General features: G+C 58.2%; 20 protein-coding genes. 11 read left to right on the top strand and 9 right to left on the bottom strand.

What is annotated here, in order from left to right; genetic code table 11:
* Positions 1–42: 42 nt before the first annotated feature.
* From QEH57_RS19195 to QEH57_RS19160, 8 genes are all read right to left on the bottom strand, one after another.
* Positions 43–1,005 (bottom strand): cytochrome c peroxidase, encoded by a 963-nt coding sequence (locus QEH57_RS19195; RefSeq protein WP_309008402.1) that lies wholly within the window; start codon positions 1,003–1,005, stop codon positions 43–45.
* Positions 1,006–1,329: 324 nt separating this feature from the next.
* On the bottom strand, positions 1,330–3,072 hold the full coding sequence (locus QEH57_RS19190; RefSeq protein ID WP_309008401.1) for an ATP-binding protein: 1,743 nt from the start codon (positions 3,070–3,072) through the stop codon (positions 1,330–1,332).
* A gap of 34 nt (positions 3,073–3,106) precedes the next feature.
* Positions 3,107–4,066 carry a TRAP transporter substrate-binding protein DctP gene (gene dctP / locus QEH57_RS19185; protein WP_309008400.1) on the bottom strand — a complete coding sequence of 320 codons (960 nt, stop codon included), beginning with the start codon at positions 4,064–4,066 and terminating at the stop codon, positions 3,107–3,109.
* Between the two features lie 360 nt (positions 4,067–4,426).
* Positions 4,427–5,869: an adenosylhomocysteinase gene (gene ahcY, locus QEH57_RS19180; RefSeq protein ID WP_309008399.1), complete on the bottom strand. Its 1,443-nt coding sequence runs from the start codon at positions 5,867–5,869 to the stop codon at positions 4,427–4,429.
* Between the two features lie 20 nt (positions 5,870–5,889).
* Positions 5,890–7,068 carry a methionine adenosyltransferase gene (gene metK / locus QEH57_RS19175; protein WP_309008398.1) on the bottom strand — a complete coding sequence of 393 codons (1,179 nt, stop codon included), beginning with the start codon at positions 7,066–7,068 and terminating at the stop codon, positions 5,890–5,892.
* A 189-nt stretch (positions 7,069–7,257) separates the two neighbouring features.
* Entirely contained in the window at positions 7,258–7,719 is a 462-nt protein-coding gene (locus tag QEH57_RS19170) for a hypothetical protein (protein WP_309008397.1), read from the bottom strand.
* 99 nt (positions 7,720–7,818) lie between these two features.
* Entirely contained in the window at positions 7,819–9,663 is a 1,845-nt protein-coding gene (locus QEH57_RS19165) for a hypothetical protein (RefSeq protein WP_309008396.1), read from the bottom strand.
* Positions 9,664–9,699: 36 nt separating this feature from the next.
* The gene (locus QEH57_RS19160; protein WP_309008394.1) at positions 9,700–12,573 is read right to left on the bottom strand and encodes a TonB-dependent receptor; all 2,874 of its coding nucleotides are present in this window, start codon (positions 12,571–12,573) and stop codon (positions 9,700–9,702) included.
* A 329-nt stretch (positions 12,574–12,902) separates the two neighbouring features.
* Here QEH57_RS19160 and QEH57_RS19155 point away from each other — a divergent pair, with 329 nt between their 5' ends.
* From QEH57_RS19155 to QEH57_RS19125, 7 genes are all read left to right on the top strand, one after another.
* Entirely contained in the window at positions 12,903–13,319 is a 417-nt protein-coding gene (locus QEH57_RS19155) for a GNAT family N-acetyltransferase (protein WP_309008393.1), read from the top strand.
* Between the two features lie 11 nt (positions 13,320–13,330).
* Complete coding sequence (locus QEH57_RS19150) at positions 13,331–13,807, top strand: GNAT family N-acetyltransferase (RefSeq protein ID WP_309008392.1); 477 nt, start codon at positions 13,331–13,333, stop codon at positions 13,805–13,807.
* A gap of 70 nt (positions 13,808–13,877) precedes the next feature.
* Complete coding sequence (locus tag QEH57_RS19145; RefSeq protein WP_309008391.1) at positions 13,878–14,303, top strand: BLUF domain-containing protein; 426 nt, start codon at positions 13,878–13,880, stop codon at positions 14,301–14,303.
* A 135-nt stretch (positions 14,304–14,438) separates the two neighbouring features.
* Complete coding sequence (pyrR, locus tag QEH57_RS19140; protein WP_309008390.1) at positions 14,439–14,975, top strand: bifunctional pyr operon transcriptional regulator/uracil phosphoribosyltransferase PyrR; 537 nt, start codon at positions 14,439–14,441, stop codon at positions 14,973–14,975.
* A 49-nt stretch (positions 14,976–15,024) separates the two neighbouring features.
* Positions 15,025–15,963 (top strand): aspartate carbamoyltransferase catalytic subunit, encoded by a 939-nt coding sequence (locus tag QEH57_RS19135; protein ID WP_309008389.1) that lies wholly within the window; start codon positions 15,025–15,027, stop codon positions 15,961–15,963.
* 46 nt (positions 15,964–16,009) lie between these two features.
* Complete coding sequence (locus tag QEH57_RS19130; protein ID WP_309008388.1) at positions 16,010–17,308, top strand: dihydroorotase; 1,299 nt, start codon at positions 16,010–16,012, stop codon at positions 17,306–17,308.
* Between the two features lie 218 nt (positions 17,309–17,526).
* Positions 17,527–18,213, top strand: coding sequence for a VPDSG-CTERM sorting domain-containing protein (locus tag QEH57_RS19125; protein WP_309008387.1), 687 nt, complete (start codon positions 17,527–17,529; stop codon positions 18,211–18,213).
* A 130-nt stretch (positions 18,214–18,343) separates the two neighbouring features.
* Here QEH57_RS19125 and QEH57_RS19120 read toward each other — a convergent pair whose 3' ends face one another.
* On the bottom strand, positions 18,344–19,360 hold the full coding sequence (locus QEH57_RS19120) for a hypothetical protein (protein WP_309008386.1): 1,017 nt from the start codon (positions 19,358–19,360) through the stop codon (positions 18,344–18,346).
* Between the two features lie 178 nt (positions 19,361–19,538).
* Between QEH57_RS19120 and QEH57_RS19115 the strand changes: the two genes are divergently transcribed.
* From QEH57_RS19115 to rseP, 4 genes are all read left to right on the top strand, one after another.
* Positions 19,539–20,297, top strand: a complete 759-nt coding sequence (locus QEH57_RS19115) for an isoprenyl transferase (protein WP_309008385.1) — start codon at positions 19,539–19,541, stop codon at positions 20,295–20,297.
* Positions 20,298–20,314: 17 nt separating this feature from the next.
* Positions 20,315–21,148, top strand: a complete 834-nt coding sequence (locus QEH57_RS19110) for a phosphatidate cytidylyltransferase (RefSeq protein WP_309008384.1) — start codon at positions 20,315–20,317, stop codon at positions 21,146–21,148.
* 107 nt (positions 21,149–21,255) lie between these two features.
* Positions 21,256–22,440 (top strand): 1-deoxy-D-xylulose-5-phosphate reductoisomerase, encoded by a 1,185-nt coding sequence (gene dxr / locus QEH57_RS19105; protein ID WP_309008383.1) that lies wholly within the window; start codon positions 21,256–21,258, stop codon positions 22,438–22,440.
* Between the two features lie 98 nt (positions 22,441–22,538).
* A complete protein-coding gene (gene rseP, locus QEH57_RS19100; RefSeq protein ID WP_309008382.1) occupies positions 22,539–24,008 on the top strand; it encodes an RIP metalloprotease RseP in 1,470 nt (489 codons plus the stop codon).
* The last annotated feature ends 54 nt before the right edge of the window (positions 24,009–24,062 follow it).

Here is a 24,062-nt window from a genome sequence, read left to right as displayed (position 1 = left end):
TATATAAACACATAACTGAATCAAAACTGACTTTCCCTAAGGCTACTCTGAACGCGCCAAGCCTTCGCTAGTCGCACGAACCTCTGCGGGACGCGCAATGTTGAGCGGTTGGTTGAGAGCGCCAAGGAAGGCTACTAAATCCCGAATTTCCCCTTCCGTCAAATTAAGCGGCTGAATAGACGAACCTTCCTCCTGGCTGAGATGACCGCCGACGTTATAGAAACGCACGACCTTCTCCAAAGTCCCCAAGGAGCCATCGTGCATATAGGGGGCCGAATATAGAATATTGCGCAGACCGGGCACCTTAAACGCGCCCTTCAAACTGTCATCGCCCACGACCGCTCCTCGTCCACTGTCGTGCGGCTCCACTCCAATATTATGAAAACTGTTGTCAGTAAAGTTCGCTCCGTCATGGCAGTCGATACAAAGAGCCTTGCCCGCGTACAGCTGCATCCCACGCACCGCGGCCGGGCTGATGGCCCGATCATCTCCCGCCAAGTATCGATCGAATGGCGTATCGTCCACCACGATGGTTCTCTCGAAAGAAGCGATGGAGGTAGCGATTCGGTCAGGCGTAATGCTGGGCTCGCCGTAGGCTGACTCGAAATCGTGCCGGTAGCTCTCGTCCTCCGACAAGCGTTCCACCAGCAGGTCGATCGGCATGTTCATCTCGCCCTCGGCCTTGATCGGGCCCAGCGCTTGGTCCTCCAAGGAATGGCTTCGCCCATCCCAGAAAAAGGTGTCGTTCCAAGCGAGGTTATACAGGTGAGGCGTGTTCCGGCCTACCGGATTTCCCATCGCTCCAATGCTGAACTTCAAGCCGTCGCTAAAGCCATGGTCCGGATTATGGCAAGTCGCGCAGGACTGGGTCTCGTTGACGGAAAGCTTCTCGTCGAAAAAGAGGCGACGGCCCAGTTCGACGACTTCCGCGCTGGGCGGTTCCCAGTCGGGATATTCGATCGTATCCACATCGGGAGTACTGAACAGCGCTTTCGCTTCTTCCACGGAAGGCGATGGCTCCGCGCTCACCAGGAAACCTGCGAAAGCCGAAGCAAACATGACAGCGCCACGCGCGACACAACTAGAACTCGATAAACTCTTCATAAGCACCTAAACATCTGGGGTTAATTACACACAGCTAGGTGTATCGCCTAGTGAAGGCCTGAGCCTAAGCTCGGATCGGAGACAGGCATTCGCTTTGAAACGAATTTAGCGAACCGGCAGGCAAGCTCCCTAGCAGTTGCAGCAGGTAAGTTCCTCAGTCGACGCCACTCCTTTTCGATGCTTGATATGCGCCCCGAACAGGCAAAAGCGTGTCCTCCGGAAGCCCTAGCGAGGAGCTTGCGTCGAACCGCTCCGTTCGACGTCTACCGGAATCTCCAGCCAAAAGACGCTCCCCTTGCCGAGCTCGCTCTCGCAGCCGACCTCGCCTCCCATCGCCACCGCCAGCTTGCGGCAGATGGCAAGACCGAGGCCGATTCCCTGGTGCTTTCGACGCAGCGAGGAATCCACTTGAGTAAAGGCCTGGAAGATTCGCTCCAAATCGTCACCCCCAATCCCGAGCCCCGTGTCCCGAACCGACACGCGCAGCAGACCGGGCGACAGTAGCGTTTCAATGGATACACTTCCAGCGCTCGTGAACTTGATCGCATTGACCAAGGAATTATGCACGACCTGCTCAAACTTAGCCTTGTCGCACACGATCTCGAAACATCCCTCCCCCGCTTCCAGTTCGCTCGAATAATGATGGGCGAACGACAAGCCCAGAGACTTGCTCTCCGCCTCGGTGCGGACCGAATTCAGCAGCGTTTCGCAGGACGCCTTATAATCGAATACAGTGACCTCGCACTGCGACGGATCACGCTCAAGTTTAGTATACTCGAGAACCGATTCGATCAGGCGCAACAGGTGAGTCGCCGAATTGAGCACCACTCCCATCTGCTCCAACTGCTCAGGATCCTCCAGCTCGTCGTTTATCATGCTTCCAAAGCCGATGATCGGATTCAAAGGAGTCCTCAGCTCATGGCTCATAATCGACAAAAACTCGTCCTTGGCTCGGCTGGAAGCCTCCGCCCGATCCTTCGCCAACTCCAGCTCCCGATTGCGCAGCTTCAGCGCTTCCTCCGCCTGCTTCAACTCCTCGATCCCCTGCAGGACCGTAACCGTATAGTCCGAAACGTCGCCGTCGAACACGACCGGCGATACGTTTGCGTAGACGTCCATGCGCTGCCCGTCCGCCCAAGAGATACGAGCCTCTCCCGTCCAAACGCGTTCCGCCGCGGCTCCCTTCCAAATTTCAATCAATGTATCCACGCCCTCACTACATTCCACGCCCAGTCCAAGAGCCGACCCGAGAAGCTCGCTCTTGTCCTTGCCGACCAGCCTGCAAAAGTACGGATTAGCGTCGACCACCCGCCCTTCGCCATCCGTTACCACGACCGCCTCCCGGAGCGAGTCGATCACATGGCTCGCTATGCCCAACTTCCGCATGGGAGCGATCAACGCCTTGCGCAGGATAAAAAAGAGGCACACCACGATCAGCACCGACACCGCCAACGCCTCAGCCACATCGACGATCAAGGTCTTCTCGATCAGGTTCCGATTTTCTAGGGAGCTCAGGTAAACCCGCACGTTTCCGATCGTCATCGGACCGTTCTTGATAGGCTCGTAAAAGGTCAAGTCCGCTTCCTCGCGGATCTTCCGCTCCAAGGCCTGGTCGTAGTCCAGCAATCCACCTTCCCCTCTAAAGCGAGCCATGTGAACGTGTCCAAAATTCCCATACACAACAACGCCGAGCACGAAGGAATCGCGAAATTCAGCGTCCAAGACCGCGGAAGAAACCTCCTTCGAATACTCCCGATGCTCCGACTTCCGATAGATATCCCAAATCGTAGGCGAGATCGCATCGACAATCCTCAAGGCTACGTTCTCCGCCCTGCGTTCGAGAGCGTCGTCGAGACCTCGTTTCGTCACCGTGAAACGAATCGCCGTAAATCCGGACATCAGGATAAAGACCGTTAGGACAAGTATCCAAAACAGCGTTACAGACTTGTGTTCCGCAACCTTCTTCATCCCGATCCGCTAGAAAAGATGTTCGAATGGGGCATCAATCGTAAGGTCCAAAGTATTCGTAGTAACGATTGTAGCGATCCTTGAAGGCCTGTTTCTTCGAAATCAGCTTTTCGGTATAGGCGTCCCGAGCCCGATACCCGTCGAGGATGGCTTCGTTCGCGACCCGCCAGCGCTCGATATCCTCCTCGCTCCAGCGACGAAAGCTCACCTTCGCGCTTTGCAGCTCCTCCATGGCCTCGAAATCCGCCAGCTTGGAGCTCATGGTCGTCGTCAGGGCGTAGGCCTTCATTGCCGATTCCAAGATAGCCTTCAAGTCCTCCCCTAGCTCCTCGTAGGCCGCTTCGTTGATCAAGAAGTCAGACACGACGGCTGGCTGCCAAATCGCTGGTACGATCGCGTGCGGACTGACGTCGTGCAAATCGAGCTCGAGCACGCCCCTGGCCGTGGTCCACTCCACCGCGTCGATCAAGCCCTGCTCGAGAGCAGGCCTCATCTCCTCCGGCACCAACGGAATGGTATAGGCGCCCGAAGCCGCCGCGAACACCTCGCCGGGCAAGCCCGGCCCGATGCGCACCTTCTTGTTCTTCAAGTCGTCCAAGCCCGCAATCGGGTCCTTGGAGAGCAAACCGAACTCCATGCCCGACCACCACGCCGCCCTCCAGATGACGCCATCCGGAGCCGCCAGCTCGTTGGCCAACTCCGTGCCCTCGCCCGCGAGAAAAAACATCATCGACGCGTCGAGGTTCATGAAATCGAAAGGCCCCGAGTTCATGACCGACCACGACGGATGTCTGCCGGACCACCAGTTAGGCCACCCATTTCCCATCTCCACCCGTCGCTCCGAGACCGCTGTATATATGTCAGGACCCGACGCGAGCGCTCCTCCGGGAACAGGACGAATCAAAAGCCGCCCGCCCGACATCAGCCGCACCTGCTCCGCCATCTTCTGCAGCTCTTGGAAATCTAAGCTGCTTTCCGGAGCGTGGGACTGCAAAACCCACTCATGGTTTTCCTGCTTGTTCGAGCTGCAACCTTGCAAACAAAATAGAATCGACCCCACCAAAACAGGAACGAAAGAGGATCTCGCCCGAGGGGAAATGAGGGCAGAAAGGGATACAAACGACATAGACACGCATTCAATGAACGGGCCCGGCATTCCCTGTCAATCCATGGCTCGACTAATGAAAATCCGAGTTCCGAATCGGATGGGCGCGTCGCAAGCGGCCTAGTGCCACCAGGATAGGGTGTTTCGCTCCAACCAAAGACTCGAGCTCCCCCCGCCCCATTTCGTGAACGCAAAAAAGCCCCGACCGCGAGGCGCGGACGGGGCTGAAAATAGCTAGAAAAGGATGAGCTAGTAGCGGTAGTGGCTTGGCTTATACGGGCCAGCTTGGTCCACGCCGATATAGTCAGCCTGGTCCTTGGTAAGCGTGGTCAGCTTGACCCCGATCTTCTCCAGGTGCAAACGAGCGACTTCCTCGTCGAGCTCCTGGGCGAGACGGTAGACGCCCACCTTGTACTCGTCCTTCTTCTTCCAGAGGTCGATCTGGGCGAGCGTCTGGTTGGCGAAGGAATTCGACATGACGAAGGAGGGGTGTCCGGTCGCGCAGCCGAGGTTCACGAGGCGGCCTTCCGCGAGCAAGAAGATGGAGTTGCCATCCGGGAAGGTATACTGGTCGACCTGCGGCTTGATGTTGAGGTGCTTGACGCCGGGGAAGTTAACCAGCTTGTCGACCTGGATCTCGTTGTCGAAGTGGCCGATGTTACAAACGATCGCCTGGTCCTTCATCGCCTTCATATGATCGATGGTGATGATGTCCTTGTTACCCGTGGTAGTCACGTAGATGTCCGCGCGGCCGAGCGTGTCCTCGACAGTCGTTACCTCGAAGCCTTCCATCGCAGCCTGCAGGGCGCAGATCGGGTCGATCTCGGTCACGATGACGCGAGCTCCCATGCCCACGAGAGCTTGGGCGCAGCCCTTGCCCACATCGCCGTATCCACAAACCACTGCCACCTTGCCGCCAGTCATGACGTCCGTCGCGCGCTTGATGCCGTCGATGAGGGATTCGCGGCAACCGTAGAGGTTGTCGAACTTCGACTTGGTGACGGAGTCGTTCACGTTGATGGCAGGGACCAAAAGCTGTCCCGCCTTCTCCATGTGGTAGAGACGGTGCACGCCAGTGGTGGTCTCTTCCGAAACGCCCTTCCACTCCTTGACCACGTCGTGCCAACGGGTCGGGTTTTCCGCATGGGTCTTCTTGAGAAGGTTCTTGATAACCTGCTCTTCCTCGGAACCTGCTGGCGTATTCACCCAATCACTACCATTCTCGAACTCATAGCCCTTGTGGATGAGCAGGGTTGCGTCGCCACCGTCGTCGACGATGAGCTGAGGCCCGAGGCCGCCAGGGAACTTGAGAGCCTGGTCCGTGCACCACCAGTATTCCTCGAGGGTCTCGCCCTTCCAGGCGAAAACCGGCACGCCCGCCGCCGCGATCGCCGCCGCAGCATGGTCCTGAGTCGAGAAGATGTTGCACGAGACCCAGCGCACATCCGCGCCGAGCTCGACGAGAGTCTCGATGAGGACCGCAGTCTGGATGGTCATGTGCAAGGAGCCCATGATGCGAACTCCCTTGAGCGGCTTTTCCGCAGCGTACTTCGCGCGGACGCCCATCAGGCCGGGCATCTCCGCTTCCGCGATGGTGATTTCCTTACGGCCAAATTCGGCCTGTTGCTCAAACTCCTCGGGAGTCCTGGCTGCTACCTTGTAGGGAAGCGTTTCTGTCGTTGTCGTGCTCATACTAATTATTCCTCCTCTTATTATTGAAACTTCTTAATCGCCTTCTTGAGGGCAGCGACCTTGTCGGTCTGCTCCCAAGGCAGGTCGTCCTTGCCGAAGTGACCGTAGTTGGTCGTGCCGCGGTAGATCGGGCGCAGCAAGTTGAGCTGCTTGACGATGTTGGCCGGCTTGAAGCTGAAAACTTCCGAAACCGCCGCCTCGATCGCCTCTTCGGAAACGGAGCTCGTGCCGAAGGTTTCAACCGTCACGCTCACGGGCTCGGGATAGCCGATCGCATAAGCGACCTGCAGTTCAGCCTTGGACGCGAGCCCAGCAGCGACGATGTTCTTGGCGACCCAACGGCACATGTACGCCGCGGAACGGTCGACCTTGGACGGATCCTTGCCCGAGAAAGCGCCACCGCCGTGACGGCCTGCTCCCCCGTAGGTATCCACAATAATCTTACGGCCGGTCAAGCCAGCGTCGCCCTGCGGTCCGCCGATCACGAAGCGACCGGTTGGGTTGATGAGATACTGAGTGTTCTTGGTGAGCAGCTTCTTGGGCAGGCACTTCTTGATGACCTTGTTGATCATGAAGTCCTGGATGGTCTTCTTCGAAACGTCCGCGGAGTGCTGCGTCGAGATAACCACAGCGGTGATCTCCGCAATCTTGCCGTCCTCGTAACGGACCGAAACCTGCGACTTGCAGTCGGGGCGAAGCCACTTGGCCTGACGCCCGCCATGGCGAACGCGAGCGATCTCGCGGCCGATGCGGTGGGAGAACATGAGAGCAGCCGGCATGAGCTCAGGAGTCTCGTCGCAGGCGAAGCCGAACATGATGCCCTGGTCGCCGGCGCCCTGCTCCGCCGTGTCCTTGCCCTTGGCCTTCTTCGCGTCCACGCCCTGAGCGATGTCCGGAGACTGGCTCGTTAGGTTGTTGGTGATGAAAACCTGGTCCGCGTGGAAAACGTCGTCGTCGTTCACGTAGCCAATTTCGCGGATAGCCGAACGCACGATCTCCTCGTAGTTGAGCTTGGCCTGGGTCGTGATTTCGCCGGCCAGCACGACCTGGTTGCTCTTCACTAGAGTCTCGCAGGCGACACGGCTGCTTGGGTCCTGCTCGAGGCAAGCGTCCAAAACGCTGTCAGAAATGTAGTCGGAGACCTTGTCGGGGTGACCCTCGGCAACGGACTCAGAGGAGAATACGAAGTTTTTTGGCATGATTGTACGTACGGTTTTTCGAAAGTTCCAGAAGGCGAAACGAGCACCTCCCATCAACGTATTCGGATTTGTTGATATGAATCACCCAAAAAATCAAGCTAAGAGCGTCGACAATTTGGACGGTCGCTTGCGGCTAGCAGTTCAATAGCCTACCATCGGCCAAAACTCATCGACCTCGCGATCCGTTTCTCACCGGCGCTCCCGCCTCTTCAGATAATTGACCAAGAGGTCCATTTCGACACGATCCGCTCGCTGCTCTTCCTTAATCAAATCTTGGACGCTCATTTTAGAGACGCCGCTCAGCGTGTTCATCCTCTTCAAAGTCAAAGGATCTATGATTTTCGGCTTTGCAAAATCGATCACGCCCGAACCTCCCGCAGTGGAGACTCGAACCCACTCGCCTTCGCCTCCAACCTCTTCGACAGCAATACCGTATTTGCTTTTGCCCAACTCTATCCAAAACGTAGAGCCTTCCGCAGGCTCGCGCAGAGAAACGAGGGAGCGATCTCCCAAAACCATCAGCCCTACGAACTCAAGACTGCATTCATTGGACATCACTTCACCAACGGTAGCGTCTTCACTTCCCCGTACAGCTTCCCAGCGAAACTGGCAAATAATAACCAAAAGCAAGAGTCTAAGTGGCTTTTCCATAGAGAAAAGGTAGTTGCAAACGCAAAACCAGCCCTCCGCCAAGAGGGCTGGTCCCCGTAATCACAAAGCCGACATAGTGGCTTTGAAATTCAAACGAACCTATAGGTCCGCAGAGTAAATTTCGACCTGCACTGTTCCGCCACCGTTGTCTTCACCGGACACAACCGCAGAATAGACGCCAGGTGAAAGACTCACGATTGCTACAGCTGAAGTAGCGTCTTCAGTTGGACGCCCCTCAGACGCTCCAAGAGTCGCGAGGCCCAAATAGGCGCCGATCGCATCGGCAGCATCTTTGACATCCAACCAACCCGTTACGTTCACGACATCAACCCCAACGACGCGGTCGACGATTCGCATCTGCGGATCAGCCAAAACCTCACCCGCAGCGATGCCGTCATCGACAAGCTTCGGCCCCTTTGCTCGGATAACGAAGAGCTGAGGAACATCTCCGCCAACCACGAAGCCACTACGAGCGACTCCACCCACTGGCGTAGTCAGAACACTAGAGATAGCAGACGGCCCACCGACGGAGGCTCCGTTTAGAGCCGCAAGGTATCCATCTTGGCTGAGTTTCGTCCAACCCATCATCCAATTCCTAGAGCCGAACGCACCCTGGTAATCAACATCTTGATACCAACCGTCCGCAGGAGGATTCACCGTCGCATTCGAGAAGGCAGGGCTTCCCGCCATCGGACGTGGATCCAGACCCATGTCAGCCGTGCGGCTAACACCCATCAACATAGGATCCTCGATAGTATTGTTCTTATCTGTCGTGAGAAACGAAACCACGTTGGCCGATGCAGTTGCATCGACATTGTCGCCATCGAAGACGACAGCGAGATCAGCAGCTGTGCCGTCACCAAGATTGAACCAAATATTGTTCTGGAAATCGACACGAGTAACTCCGTCTTCCACGTCTGTTAGACCTGCCAATGCATCGCCCTTGACCTCCATACCGTGGCCGCCGAAATCCATGAAAATGGAATTGTAGTAGCGAACGCCGGCGTCGTCGGAGATCTCGAAAGCGCCTTCATTCTGGGTCGCGCCAGCGCCGATGTACGTCGCATTGTAGATGGTGCCCATTCCACGGTCCGCGCCGGCTACGAGCGTATCCTTGAAGCCGTCGTGCTCGCCTGCGTGGTCTTGCTCTTCATCCGTCACTTCACCCGTTGTACCAATGGAGAACCAAAACTGACCGCGTCCGCGCCATCCGAGGTCGTAGTCGAAGCTGTCATCGTTTCCAAACGCAGCTACAAGGTAACGAGCATCAACCGTTCCACCGAACCATTCGAAACCGTCGTCCTTGTTCGCGAACACTTCCACGAATTCGACAATCGTTCCTCTTCCGACACCACCCATAGTGAGGCCGTTAATTTCGTTGTTAGATCCCAGAAGGGCACCACCATGGCGAATGGAAACGTAGCGGATGATACCTGAACTATCTTCCTCATCGAGACCGCCGTATTCAGTCCAGTCGTTATCGACGCTATTGTTCAAGCCTTCGATATTATCGACAGTCGCAACCTGCGGATCCGCCGTGAAATCACCATTGGTACCGGAGTTGACCGAGTTCAACGGGGCGTTTCCTAGAACAATCAAACCTCCCCATTGCTGAGTTACCTCTGGGCCCCAAGACCCATCCATCGGATCGAGCTCAGACGTGAAAACGATCGGGTCGGAAGGAGTACCGAGGGCAAAGATCTTAGCTCCGCGCGTGATAATCAGAGACGCTGCCCCACCCGTCAACGACGCGCCCTTGACGACCGTCCCTGGTTCGATCGTGAGCGAAGCATCGTTAATGACGTATACCTGAGCATCCAAGATATAAGTGTTGTCCGAGGTCCAAGTGGTATCCTCCGTGATGTTTGCGCCGACACGAATGTCAGCCGCATTGATCGATGCGGCAACAGCCATCGATGCTAGTAGTGATAATGTACGTTTCATAAGGGATTTAGCGAATTACTTTATGATTGGGTTTAGTTATTCGAATCGTTTCGAAAAGCTTAGGGATATCGATCGGCCCTTGGATACATTCGAGTATACCAAGTCCTCGTTGAAGTCGGCCCACACTCGAGAGTCTTCGTCATCCAGAAGGTTCTTCAACGAGAGCTTCATTTTGTATCCCTTGGGCAAGCTTTGAGAATAGATGAAATCCAAGCTATCAGACGCCTCTTGATAAACGTCCGGCAACCGCGTCTGCGAAACCGAATAGAGGCGTTCTCCTGTGTGGTTATATACCAGACTAAAAGCAGCTCCTTCCTCAGGCCTTTCCCAATAAATATCGAAGTTACCGATCAAGCCGGACTGTCCTTGGAGTTCACGCTGCTCTGACACATTCGGATCTCGAAGGCGCTTGTCAGCAAGCTCCTGCTCTGAGCGATCTACGCTAGACTCAATAAAAGATAGATTCCCCCCGAGGCTGATTTCGTTGCGCTCGTTACTGAGAGCGCCCAATCTCCTCCTAGCCTCGAGCTCGATACCGTAGACCTCACCCTCATCCACGTTTACGTAGGTCTGTTGGCCCTCGATAAAAGCCTGCTCGATTGGGTTCTCCAATTTCTTGCCGAAAAGGCTGACCGCAACGAGATCCGCTCCTTCCAAGAACCATTCGTATCTCAGGTCGACATTCTCGATTCGCGAGCGAACGAGATTTGGATTTCCTATAAAAACTTCTCCGCCAACGTTGTCGAAAGCTCCAAATGGCGAAAGCTCCCGAAAGTTGGGACGAGCAAGCGTCCTCGAATAGCTTAAGCGGAGATTCCGGCTATTCTCAAATTCACGAACCAACTGTAGAGAGGGCAGCCAATCGCTATTGCTCAAGTCGCCATCGTTTTCCAACGGGGTACCGTTAGTACCGATGCTTTGCACAACGACATCCGCCTCTTCCAGTCGTGCCCCGGCAATAACCCTCCACTTTTCCAAAGTGCGGAAATCGGCCATCGCATACACTGCGTCGATAGATTGCATTCCGCTATAGCTCGGTACGAATCCGACAAACTCCCTGATAAAACGTTGAATTTGTCCATTTTCGTTCAACCCCAACACTTCAGGTCGAAGATAGTTTTCCGGTATTCCATCGTATGAAGGCGCCCGAAAGTTGTCGTAAAGGAATCCACGCTCCGAAAAGTCTCGCTCAGTATCGGAACTTAACACTCCGAACTTGAATTCCCCGCCGCGATCCCCAAAGGGCACCACAATGTCCACTTTCAATTCTTCAGTATTTTCTTCCAGCGCACGCCAGTACCTTCTAGCAGGAGCCAAATTACCCCCTACAGTTGGTCGGCCGCCTTCACCCGATGGTATCGCGTCATAAAACAAACGAAAATCGGGTTCATCTTGCGTGCTCTTCGACTTGGAAACTTCCCAATCGATGCGAATATCATTCAGAGCCTCGAACAAATGCTCTCCATAAACTTGGTTCGAAGACAGAGACCGCTCAGTGTAGTGAAGATTATTTACCCGAAAGATGTCATTCGCAATCGCCTCGGGAAACGTACCAACGCGATAGATCGCTTCGTCCTCACCACTTTGATTATACATCGTCTTAACACCAAACTCATGATTTCCATCAAGAATCAACGCCGCGTTCAGGATAGTGCCCCATTGAGCGCTATCGGTACCCTTTGCCTCAACGAGTTCATGCTTCGGAAAGAGCTCCACTCCGGTACCTGTCGTTTCATAGCGACCAATTTGTCCGTCATCGTAAGCTGAGAAGCTACGGCTGTAGTTAAAACTCCCGATAATACCCAATACTGGTCCGTCTCCACTTTCCTTCAATTGATACCGGTCTCCAAATGCCACCGAAAAGGAATGGTCCAGCGGCGCAGTCTCGACCTTAGGGGACAGCTGAGAATCAAAGGCCTTAACCGCAGCGTCCATTAACTCCAATTCTTCGGGAGTACGACCAAATGGTGAAACAGGAAGAGACTCAGCCTCCAACACTACCTGAGGAATGGCCCGCGTTCCATCATCCATCCCCAGCCAATCGTCAGCGCCACCATCGTATGTCAGATAGTCACCAAAAGTGGTTTTCTCATCATAACCAATTCCAACTTGGAAAGACAGGAAACCAGAGGGAGGTATGGACTTCGTAACAACATTGACAGATCCACCCGTAAAACTCCCCGCCTTGTCCGGGGTAAAAGTCTTGGTAGTAACGATCGATTCTATAATCCCGGAAGGAAACTGATCGAGCTGTACTGCGCGCTTGTCTGGATCCGCGCTTGGAACAGTCGATCCGTTGAGCGTCGTATTGTTATAGCGATCAGACAAACCCCTGACCACGACATACTTCCCATCTACGATTGAGGTTCCGGTAACTTTTCCCAACGCCTCAGCCGCATCTCCGATTCCAAGACGGCTGAAGCTTTCCGCCCCAATCGCGTCGCTAATCGACGACGACCTCTGACGCTCCGAAAGAAGCGCCAAACTAGAACCTTCCAACGCCTTCGCCTTAACGGTAAACCCGTCCAGTTCCACGATTTCAGATTCGTCACCGTATATTGGAACGTCAATGCGAGCAACGCCACCAGCTTCTACAGTCAACTCCTCGACGCGAGAGGGTTTATAATAATTTGCTGTAGTAATAATAGAATGCTCACCGACTGGCACCTTAAGAATAATGAATCGGCCCTCTTTATCTGTCGTTGCAGCGAGCGCAGATCCCATGATCGAGACGCGAACATCGGACACACCACCGCCGAACTCCGCATCCACAACGGTACCAGAAACAATACCTGAAGCAGCTGATTCCTGAGCAGAAGCTTGGCTAGAGAATAGGACCACTGCTATTGATGCCAATAACAGTTTGGCGAGGCCCCAGTCGGACTTTGAATTACGGGAATTTAAGAACATTTTGAATATAGATTGAGGCCAAGAAAGACTCCGAAGCTTCTGAAAATCTCAATGGGAAAGAGGGCCTGTAACCATCTTGTCACTCCAGCGTTGCGCATTACGAAAATGCGTAACACTCCTGTCACGTAACCTTGAAATACGGCAGCAAATCGGCGCTATTTTGGCGCAGACATAAACTCAACAATCCCCTTAACTTCGAACACATCAGCCACTTCGCGCGACGTGACGTAGCTGTCCCCTCTAGCCCCCCCTCGAACCTCCTCCTTACACAAAGCTCCCCTCGCCCCGCTCCCTCGAACAGGTAGAGAAACTTGTATCCAAAACAAACCATGCCCACCGCCCCCATACGCTACAGCCAGAACAAGTACCTGCCCATCGATCAGGTCCAAGCCCTCTACGCCGCCAACGATTGGTCTTCCGCAAAAATCCCGGACACCCTGAGCAACGCCCTCGAAGGCTCGCACTCAGTCCTTAGCGCTTGGGACGGCCCCAAACTGGTCGGCCTTGGCAACGCCATTTCGGATGGGCACCTGGTCGTCTACTACCCGCACCTCCTCGTCATGCCGGAATACCAAGGCCAAGGCATCGGTCGCCAGATAATGAACCGCCTCCTGTCACGTTACGCAGGGTTCCACATGCACATGCTCACCGCCGACGGAAAAGCCACCGCCTTCTACCAAAAGCTGGGATTCCAGCGAGCCGGCAATACCGAACCCATGTGGATCTACGACGGCAACGACCACTAGCCCCTCCGATCATGCCCCTCACCTTCACACCTTCCCTCCCCGTCGAAGCTCCCATCCTCAGCGAAATTGCGATCCGATCCAAGGGACACTGGGGCTACTCCGCCGAACAGCTCGGTTCCTGGAGAGAGGGACTGCGCATCGAGCCGGCCTACATCGAGAAAAACCTCGTCCGCAGCATCCGACTGGAAAAGCAAACCATCGGATTCTTCGCAATCGTCAAAGGATGTCCCGACCTTCTCGACCACCTTTGGATACTGCCAAGTCACATAGGCAATGGATACGGCAGTCGCGCCATCGCGACGATCAAAGATCTCTGTATCCAAAACAAAATCACAGACCTCCTCCTGCTGTCCGACCCTCACGCCGAAACATTCTACCTACGCCATGGAGCGACGCGCGTCGGAGAGGTCTACAGCGCCGCGCAAGATAAAATGCTGCCCCAACTCTCCCTCCCAACCCTAGCCCCCAAACAAAACAAGCGCCCCTGAGTCTGCACTACCCAGAAACGGAAATCCTCCACTTGCCATCAGGCCGAAGCCTCCAGCATACTTCCGCCCCATGCCACTCGTCCAAATCGCCTACGCCAGCTCCGCCAGAGACCCTTTCACCAAAGAAGAACTCCTCGAACTGCTGAAAAAGAGCCGCGTCAAAAACCAAGCCCTCGGCATCACCGGACTGCTGCTCTACAAGTCAGGCAACTTCCTGCAAATCCTCGAAGGAGAAAGCAGCACACTCAGGAACATTCTCCAGAAGATCGAGCTCGACCCCCGCCACCGCGGCTTCCTCACCATCTTCAAGCGCAACATCGAAGAACGCGAGTTCCCCGACTGGTCCATGGCCTTCCGCAACCTCAACGACCCCGAAACCGACCAGCTCCCAGGCTACAACGAATTCCTCAACCTCTCCTTCGACCCCGAGGACCTGCAAAAAGACAGCTCGCACGTCGAGCAGCTCATCGGCACCTTCGCCAGCGCCATGCGCTAGATTCCTCCCTCCCCTCCTTCCTAAAACACGATCGCCCCCTGCCCGGCCTCGCCGCCCGCCTCGCCGAAAAGCTTCTCCCGCACATTCCCCCATTTCCCGCTTTACCCCGCCAAGCCTCTTATCCTAAGTGGCAGCGTGCTCGTCAAAAAGACTATTGAATCCGCAGAAATAGCCGCGGCCATCGATTCCATGGCCGACGCCATCGCAGCTGCCCACCCCAAGCCCGACAACCTCGTGCTCGCAGGCATCGCCAACGGAGGCATCCCCCTCTGCAGCCTCCTCGAGACCGCCCTCTCCCAACGCCTCGGCAGCTCCATCCCCAAAGCCGTCATCGACATCTCCTTCCACCGCGACGACATCGGCCAGCACCCCATCACCAAGGACGTCCAAGCCACCCAGATGGCCACCGACCCCGAAGACTCCACCATCATCCTCGTCGACGACGTGCTCTTCTCCGGCCGCACCGTGCGAGCCGCCATCGCCGAGGTCCTCACCATCGGGCGCCCCTACCAAGTCGAGCTCGCCGTCCTCGTCGACCGCGGAAACCGCCGTCTTCCCATAGCCGCCAACTACACCGGCATCGTCGAAGACACCACCCCCGAGCAAAAGGTCGAAGTCACCCTCGACCCCGCAAACCCGCGAAGCTCCAAGATCGAAATCATCGAACCCTAAGCGCCTCGCTCCATCACCACTCACGCCTCACCACTCACCACTTCCACCCGTGTCCTGGAACCGCAAAGACCTCATCTCCATCGAAGAACTCTCCGCCAGCGAGATCAACACCCTCTTCGAAACCGCAGACGCCTTCAAAAAAGTCCTCGGCCGCAAAACCGCCAAGACCCCCGCCCTGCGCGGCAAGAACGTCGTCAACCTCTTCTTCGAAAACTCCACCCGCACCCGCGTCGCCTTCGAGATGGCCGCCAAGCGCCTCTCCGCCGACGTCACCTCGCTGGACATGAAGACCTCCAGCACCGCTAAAGGCGAAACCCTGCGCGACACCGTCGAAAACATCCGCGCCCTCGCCGCCGACATCATCATCATCCGCCACTCCGCCCCCGGCTCCGCCGGATACATCGCCAAAATCCTCGATATCCCCGTCCTCAACGCCGGCGATGGCGCCCACGAGCACCCCACCCAAGCCCTGCTCGACTGCTTCACCCTACGCGAAAAATGGGGAGACCTACGCGGCCGCAAAATCGCCATCCTCGGCGACATCCTCTACTCCCGCGTCGCCCGCTCCAACATCTGGGCCCTGAACAAACTCGGCGCCGAAGTCACCCTCGTCGGCCCCTCCACCCTCGTCCCCCGCGAGTTCGAGCGCCTCGGCGTAAAGGTCTCCCACGACCTCAAGTCCGCCCTCGCCGACAAGGATGCCGTCATGCTCCTGCGGATACAGCACGAACGCCAAAACGCCTCCGCCTTCCCCTCTCTCAACGAATACACCAGCATGTTCGGCCTCAACGCCGACCGCTTCTCCTGGCTCAAGAAAGACGCCATCATCATGCACCCCGGCCCCATCAACCGCGGCGTCGAGATCGACTCCGACCTCGCCGACTCCTCCCAATCCGTCATCCTCGAACAAGTCACCAACGGCCTCGCCGTCCGCATGGCCGCCCTCTACCTCTGCTCCGGAGGCTCCGCCGAAGCCGCCATCGCCTAGCGCCCCGCCGCTTCACGACCTAGATCTCAACAGTCACACTTTCCAAATGCCTTCCGCCACCATCATCAAAAACGGCCGCATCATCGACCCCAAGAACAAGCGCGACGAAATCGGAGACCTCTACATCGTCGACGGGAAAATCGCCGCCAAGCCCAGTAAGGAAATCCTGGATACGGCCGACACCATCGACGCTACCGGACTGGTCGTCAGCCCCGGGCTCGTAGACCTGCACGTGCACTTCCGCGTGCCCGGCCAAAAGCACAAGGAAACCATCCGCTCCGGCACCTCGGCCGCAGCCGCCGGCGGCTTCACCTCCGTCGTCTGCATGCCCAATACCTCCCCCGCCGTCGACAACGCCGGCACCGTCCAGCTCATCAAGGACATCGTAGACAAGGAAGGCGTCGTCAACGTCTTCCCCACCGGCACCATCACCGTCGGCCGCGCCGGCGAAGCCCTCGCCCCCACCGGATCCCTCTCCCGCATGGGCATCGTCGCCATCTCCGACGGCGGCAAATGCGTGCAAAACGCCGGCCTCATGCGCCGCGCCCTCCAGTACGCCCACATGTTCGACATCCCCGTCATCGACCACTGCCAAGACTACTCACTCTCCGCCGACGGCGTCATGAACGAAGGCTTCGTATCCACGAAACTAGGACTACGTGGACTTCACAAAGCCGCCGAAGATATCATCGTCGCCCGCGACGTCAGCCTCTCCACCCACACCGGCGCCCATATCCACCTGCAGCACATCAGCTCCAAGTCCGCCGTCGACATCATCCGCCGCGCCAAATCCCGCGGCATCAACATCACCGCCGAAGTCACCCCCCACCACCTCGCCCTCACCGACTCCGAAGTGGAAAGCTTCAACACCAACTTCAAGATGAACCCGCCCCTGCGCGAGGAGGAAGACCGCATCGCCCTCCTCGAAGCCCTCGAGGACGGCACCATCGACTGCATCGCCACCGGCCACGCCCCCCACACCGACTACGAGAAAGACGTCGAATTCGACTACGCCCCCTTCGGCGTCATCGGCCTCGAAACCGCCCTCTCCGTCAGCCTCGCCCAGCTCTACCACAGCGAACGCCTCTCCCTGCTCGGCACCCTCAGCCTCCTCACCAGCCGCCCCGCCGAAATTCTCAAGCTCGACAAAGGCACCCTCAGCGAAGGCGCCGACGCCGACGTCACCCTCTTCGACCCAGAAGAGACGTGGACTCCGCAGAACAAGAAATTCTTCAGCAAGTCCAGCAACTCCCCCTGGATCGGCCGCGAACTCAAAGGCAAAGTCAAAAAGACCCTCGTCGCCGGCAAGCTCGTCTTCGACGGCCAAAAAATCCTCGCCGACTGAACGCAAACAAAGCGGCTTCCCCTCCCGCGTGCGAGCAACGGAGGACGCCGCTGCGCCTATAGCAAGCGCCTACCGCCCCATGAGTGCTGCGCCCTAAGAGCGGCGCGCTCCAGCTCACTCCTCGCCCCTAGCCGCCAATCCGCCCCCTGCCCGATAGCGCGAATGTAAAGAATCTGTTAGCATGCTCGGACTTCAACCCAAACAGGAAAAGTCCAAACATGAGCATCAAAAAAACACTCCTCGCTTCTATCGCAATTCTCTCCTTCGCCGCCAGCGCCTCCGCCATCCAGATCAAGATGGGCAACACCAACGGCAGCGACATCGGCTACTACCGCGCCGACCCTAGCGGAGCCTTCGAGAGCGTGCTCGACAACTACGCCCTCGGCAAGTCCACCGACGGCACCTGGTTCGGCACCTTCTGCATCGAGAAGAACGAATACTTCAACCCAGGCCACACCTACGACGTCGTGCTCAACGACGGAGCCATCTCCGGCGGACGCAACGGAGCCGTCAACGGCAAGGACATCATTTCCGAAGGCACCGGCTGGCTCTACGAGCAATACGCAGTCGGCAACTTCTTCGCCTCCGGCTTCACGCCCCTGAACCTGCAAAACGCCATCTGGTTCCTCGAAGACGAACTCAACTGGAGCGACATCGGATCCAGCGCCCAAAACCTCGTCAGCCTCGCCGCCAGCACCCTCGGCTTCTCCACCACCGACTGGTCCGAAGTTAAGTCCGACTACACCGGCCAAAACGTCAAGGTCATGAACCTCACCAGCAACAACGGCCAAAACCAGCACCAAGACCAGCTCGTCTACATGCCCGTGCCCGACACCGGATCGACCCTCGCCCTGCTCGGATTCGCCACCGCCGGACTCCTCGCCCTCCGCCGCCGCAAGAACTAAGCTGCTCCCCTTTCAAAGGACTTACCCCACAACAAAAACAGCCGACTCCTCCAGGAGTCGGCTGTTTTCGTTTCAAAGTGTCGCGTTGCCCCAAAACCTGGGACGCCGCCCCCGGGCCGTTGCCCGCTAGCTAGCGCGAGCCGCCGCCCCGTTGACCGCCGCCGCGTTGGCCCCCGCCTCGCGGACCGCCCCGGTCGAAGCTGCCCGGATTCTGCAGCATGAATTCCATCTGCCGCCGATCCCGTTCCCGCTCCGCGAGCTGACGCTCCGCGTAGGCCGCCAATTGAGCATCGTTCAAGCTCTCCGAGGCCGCCTGCAAAACCAGTTCGTCGCGCTCGGCCCGCTCGTTGAAAAACGTCTCGATATCGGACGATTTCAGGTTCGCCGCCTCCCGACCGCGCAACTCGGAAAGGTCCACCGAGTATTCGTAGGACTTCGACACGTCACGGATCGCCACCACCAAAGCCTCGCTCTGTCCCTCGCTCAAAGGCGAATCCGTAAAGCTCAGGCTCGAAGCCAGCGACTCCACCTCTCCCCGATACGGCAAGGTTTCCGAATAGTCCTGCAAGGCCGCCGCATTGTCCTCGCCCAGAAGCGCCGCGATCTGGTCCCGAATCAACTCCCGCTGCAGCTCGCGGGCCTGCTCCGCTTCCGCCCGAGCTTCCTCCGAGTCAGCCCCAAAGGTCCGCATGCGCATCTCCCAGCCCACCACGCCCTCTTCGGCCATAAGCGTCCTCAAGGTATCCAATTCGTCAGGACTCAAATCCAAGGACTTGAAAAAGTCCGCGTAGCGAGCGTCCACCCGATTCATCTGCCGCTCGATCATGTCGACCCGCATCTCCGGATCCTCGAAGGCCGACAACATCTGCTTCAAGCGCTCCGCCCGGCGCGCTTCCCGGGACTCCCTCGGCGGAGCCCCCTCCGCTTCCACCGGAGCTTCCACCGTCCCGGTCCGACCCGCCGCAGCGCTCAAAGCCACGTCCGGCTCCGCCTCCTCCCCGAGATCCGCTTTCGCTACCGTCTGCGGCGGTTCGGCTTCGCCAAGTTCAGACGCCGCTTTCAGGCGGCTCAATTCAGACTGCAAATAGCCAGCATAGGCCAAAGCCCCCGCAAGGAGGACGGATAGGGTAATCGTCGAAGACTTCATAGCGCAATGAACTACCCCAAATACGTAGCAAGCCGCTAGTAAGATGCAACAGCGGGCGCGATTTACACCGGAACGCGCCCCAAGCCGATCCGCAGGCCTCCGCGCCCCGCCCAATAACGCCTTGCCAAAGCACAAGGCCCATTCGATCCTCGCCGCTATTCTTCCCACCAGCTAAGGAATGAACGGCGAATCCACAGAAAAACCAAATCCACAGCACATCGGCATCATCATGGACGGCAACGGCCGCTGGGCCAAGCAACGCGGACATTCCCGTCCCCGCGGGCACAAGGAAGGCGCCAAGGCCACCCGCGCCATCATCGACGCCTGCCAGGAGCTCGGCATCCGCTACCTCACCCTCTACGCCTTCTCCGCCGAAAACTGGAATCGCCCCGACTTCGAGGTCCGCGCCCTCATGGAGCTCCTCGAGCTCTTCCTCTCCCGCGAAACCAAGACCCTCGTCAAAAAGAAGGTCCGCCTCCACGCCATCGGCCGCATCGACGAGCTCCCCGCCAGCGCCCGCAAAGCCCTGCAAAAAGCCATCGACGCCACCAAGGAATTCGACGACTGGCACCTCACCCTCGCCCTCAACTACTCCTCGCGCAACGAAGTCCTCGACGCCGCCAAAGCCTTCGCTCAAGCCGTCGCCGCCGGGAAGGTCGCCGCCGACACCACCGCTTGGGAAGACTTCTCCCAACACCTCTACACCGCGGAACTGCCCGACCCCGACCTCATCATCCGCACCTCCGGCGAAACCCGCATCAGCAACTTCCTGCTCATGCAATCCGCCTACGCCGAATTCTACTTCACCGAAACCCTCTGGCCCGACTTCGGCAAGGAACAGCTCCAGAAAGCCCTCGCCTGCTACCGCAACCGCGAGCGCCGCTTCGGCAAGACCGGCGAACAAATCGCCGCCACCCCACTCCAGCCTTCAGCATAACCCCCACACCCCCAAACGTGGCAAAACGCATTTTCAGCACTATCCTCCTCTGGGCCATCATCATCGGCTCCGTCAGCTACACCCCCGAAGCCGCCGTCTGGCTCATCGCCATGATCAGCTTCGGCACCCAGTGGGAACTCTACGGCCTCATGGAAAAGATGGGCCGCCGCCCCTTCAAGTCCCTCGGCTCCAGCCTCGGCACCTTCATGATCCTAGGCCCCTTCTATATAGAGAAAGCCTTCGACCACCCCGTCCCCGGCCTGCAAGCCAGCATCATCGCCGTCACCATCGTCGCTATCTGCCTGCGCATCCTCGTCCACCGCGAAGTCGAAGAACGCATCGAGACCCTCGGCTCCACCCTCGTCGGCCTCATCTACGTCCCCTTCATGCTCACCTTCATGGCCCGCATGCTCACCATCACCCCCGACATGGGCGAAGGCCTCATGCTCATCCTCTGGCTCATCGCCACCGCCAAGTTCTGCGACGTCGGGGCCCTGCTCTTCGGCAAAGCCTTCGGCCGCCACAAGATGTCCCCCAACACCAGCCCCGGCAAAACCTGGGAAGGCGCCATCGGCGGCTGCCTCACCTCCGTCGGCATCGGCTTCGCCTTCGCCTACTTCGCCGGCGACTACTTCCCCGACTTCTTCAAGCCCCAGTGGGCCGCGATCATCGCCCTCCCCATCGGAGCCCTTTCCATCGTTTCCGACCTCGTCGAAAGCATGATGAAACGCGCCGCCAAGGAGAAAGACTCCGGCCGCTTCATCCCCGGCATCGGCGGAGCCTTCGACCTCTCCGACTCCCTCATCCTCACCTCCCCCACCGCCTTCCTACTCTTCGGACTGCTCCAGTAAAGCGCCTCGCACTCCATTGAAGATTGCAGATCGAAAATTGAAAATCCCCTCAGCGGCGGAGCAAATTCCGATCTTAAACTTGCAATCTTAAGTTTCCAATTTCCCTCATGAACATCGTCCTCCTCGGAGCCACCGGATCCATCGGCGAGAGCACTCTCAAAGTCATCCGCAAACACCGCGACCGCCTCAATCTCGTCGGAATCGCCGCCAACCAAAACATCGAGAAGCTCGCCCAAATCGCCTACGAATTCGGCGTCCCCCATGTCGGCATCTTCGACGAAAGCGCCTACGCCACCGCCAAAGCCGGCACCGCCTTCCCCGTCACCACCCAGCTCCACTGCGGACTCGCCGGACTCGAGGAGCTCGCCGCCCTCCCCGCAGCCGACACCACCCTCGTCGCCGTGGTCGGCACCCACGGCCTCCTGCCCGCTCTCCGCGCCATCGAGGCAGGCAAGACCCTCGCCGTCGCCTCCAAGGAAATCCTCGTGCTGGCCGGCAAGTTCATCATGCAAGCCGCCCAAAAGTCCGGCTCCCTCATCCTCCCCGTCGACTCCGAGCACAACGCCATCTTCCAGTGCCTCAACCCCAACCCGCCGAGCGAGCGCAGCGACTCGCAGCGCAGCACCCAGCACGTCGACAAGCTCATCCTCACCGCCTCCGGCGGCTCCTTCCGCGACCTCCCCGTCGAGCAACTCAAGCACGTCACCCTCGAGCAAGCCCTCCAGCACCCCAACTGGGACATGGGCCCCAAGGTCACCATCGACGCCGCCACCATGGCCAACAAAGGCCTCGAGATGATCGAAGCCCGCTGGCTCTTCGGCATGCGCGCCGAGCAAGTGCAAGCCGTCATCCACCCCCAAAGCATCGTGCACTCCATGGTCCAGTACGTCGACGGCTCCGTCCTCGCCCAGCTCTGCCCCCCCGACATGACCTTCGCCATCCAGCACTGCCTCCTCTACCCCGACCGCGGTGCAGGCGTCGTCGCCCCCCTCGACTTCAGCCAAGCCATGCAGCTCGACTTCCACGCCCCCGACCTCCAACGCTACCCCTGCCTCGCCCTCGCCCGCCAGGCCATGGAAGCCTGCGGCGTCGCCAACGGCATCTTCAACGCCGCGAACGAAGTCGCCGTCGAAGCCTTCGTCTCAGGGAAGCTAAAATTCGTTGAAATCGCCGCCATCATCGAAAAAACCCTCGATTCCATCGAAAACGTAGAACCAAGCTCCCTCGACGAAGTCCTCCACTACGACCAGCTCGCCCGGCAAAACGCCGCCAACTTCGTCCAAAAAATTTGAGAACCTAAAGCCAAAGCAGCCACAAAGCTCCCGCAACACCTGCGACCCTCAGTGACTTTTGCGCTTTTTGTGGTTAAAAAACAATCTACCGCGTCCAAATGAACTTTTCCGATCTACTCAACCAAGGCTGGGGCCTCCTCATGGTCGCCCTCTTCTTCGGCGGCTCCATCTTCGTCCACGAACTCGGACACTTCCTCGCCGCCAAATGGCGCGGCCTGCACATCGAGCGCTTCTCCATCGGTTTCGGCCCCAAGATCGTCTCCTGGACCCGCGGCGGCGTCGAGTACCGCCTCTCCTGGCTCCCCCTCGGCGGCTACGTCGCCCTCCCCCAGCTCGCCGACATGCGCGGCATCGAAGGCGACTCCTCCATCGACTCCCACGCCATGCCCCCCATCGGCTACCGCGACAAAGTCATCGTCGCCGTCGCCGGCGCCGTCTTCAACATCATCTTCGCCTTCCTGCTCGCCACCATCCTCTTCTTCACCGGCCGCCCCACCTCCGAAGACCGCGCCTCCGTCGAAGTCGGCTACCTCAGCGACACCCTCCCCAACGCCGCCGGCCAAGAAGTCCCCGCCCCCGCCAAAGCCGCAGGCATGCAAATCGGCGACCTCATCCGCTACATCGACGGATCCCCCGTGCACGACTGGGACGACATCCACCAAGCCATCGCCCTCAGCACCGGAAAAACCACCGACGGCGCCCGCCAAATCGAATTCGTAGTCGAACGCGACGGCCAAGAAGTCCACCTCCAAGTCCAGCCCATCATCTCCGAAGGCATGAAGCTGCGCCAAGTCGGCCTCCGCCCCGGCTTCACCGTCATGGTCGGCGCCGTATTCCCGAACTCCCCCATTGAAAAAGCCGGCGTCAAGCCCGGCGACACCCTCGTCTCCCTCGACGGTCACCCCGTCCGCAGCATCGCCTTCTACACCGAGTACCTCAAAGCCAAAGGAACCGAACCTGTCGCCCTCGCCTTCGAGCAGGAAGGCACCGTCAAGACCGCCACCATCACTCCCGAGGAAGTCGTGGTCGACACCGACGGCCGCACCGCCGTCCTTAGCGGCATCGCCGGTTTCGATACCAACCGCAGCCTGCTCTACCAAACGCCTACCGAGCAGCTCAAGGAAGTCGCCGTCACCACCTACACCAACCTGCGTGCCCTCCTGCACCGAAACTCGGACGTCGGCATCTCCCACATGAGCGGCCCCGTCGGCATCATTCGCGTCATCAAAAGCGCCGCCATGTACGACATGCTCAACACCCTCTGGATCGTCATCTTCATCAACGTCAGCCTCGCTTTCTTCAACATGATGCCCATCCCCGTGCTCGATGGCGGACACATCGCCTTCGCCACCATCAACAAGCTACGCCGCAAGCCCATCAACCCCAACGTCATCGCCTCCCTCCAAGGCAGCTTCATGATCCTGCTCTTCGGCATGATGATGTACGTCACCTTCTTTGACGTCAGCCGCTGGATCACCGACGCCTCCGAAAGCGCCGAAGCAAAGGCCAAAGCCATCACCCCTGTATTCGGAAAATCTGACAACGCCCCCAAGACTCCCGCAAACTAGTTAGCCCCAGGCAGACCATCCACCGCTTAACCACCGACCGCCTACACCGCTAAG

Source organism: Pelagicoccus sp. SDUM812005 (genome assembly GCF_031127875.1).
GTDB lineage: Bacteria > Verrucomicrobiota > Verrucomicrobiia > Opitutales > Opitutaceae > Pelagicoccus.
Note: the sequence above shows the minus strand (reverse complement) of the source record. Positions and strands in the feature narration are given on the sequence as shown.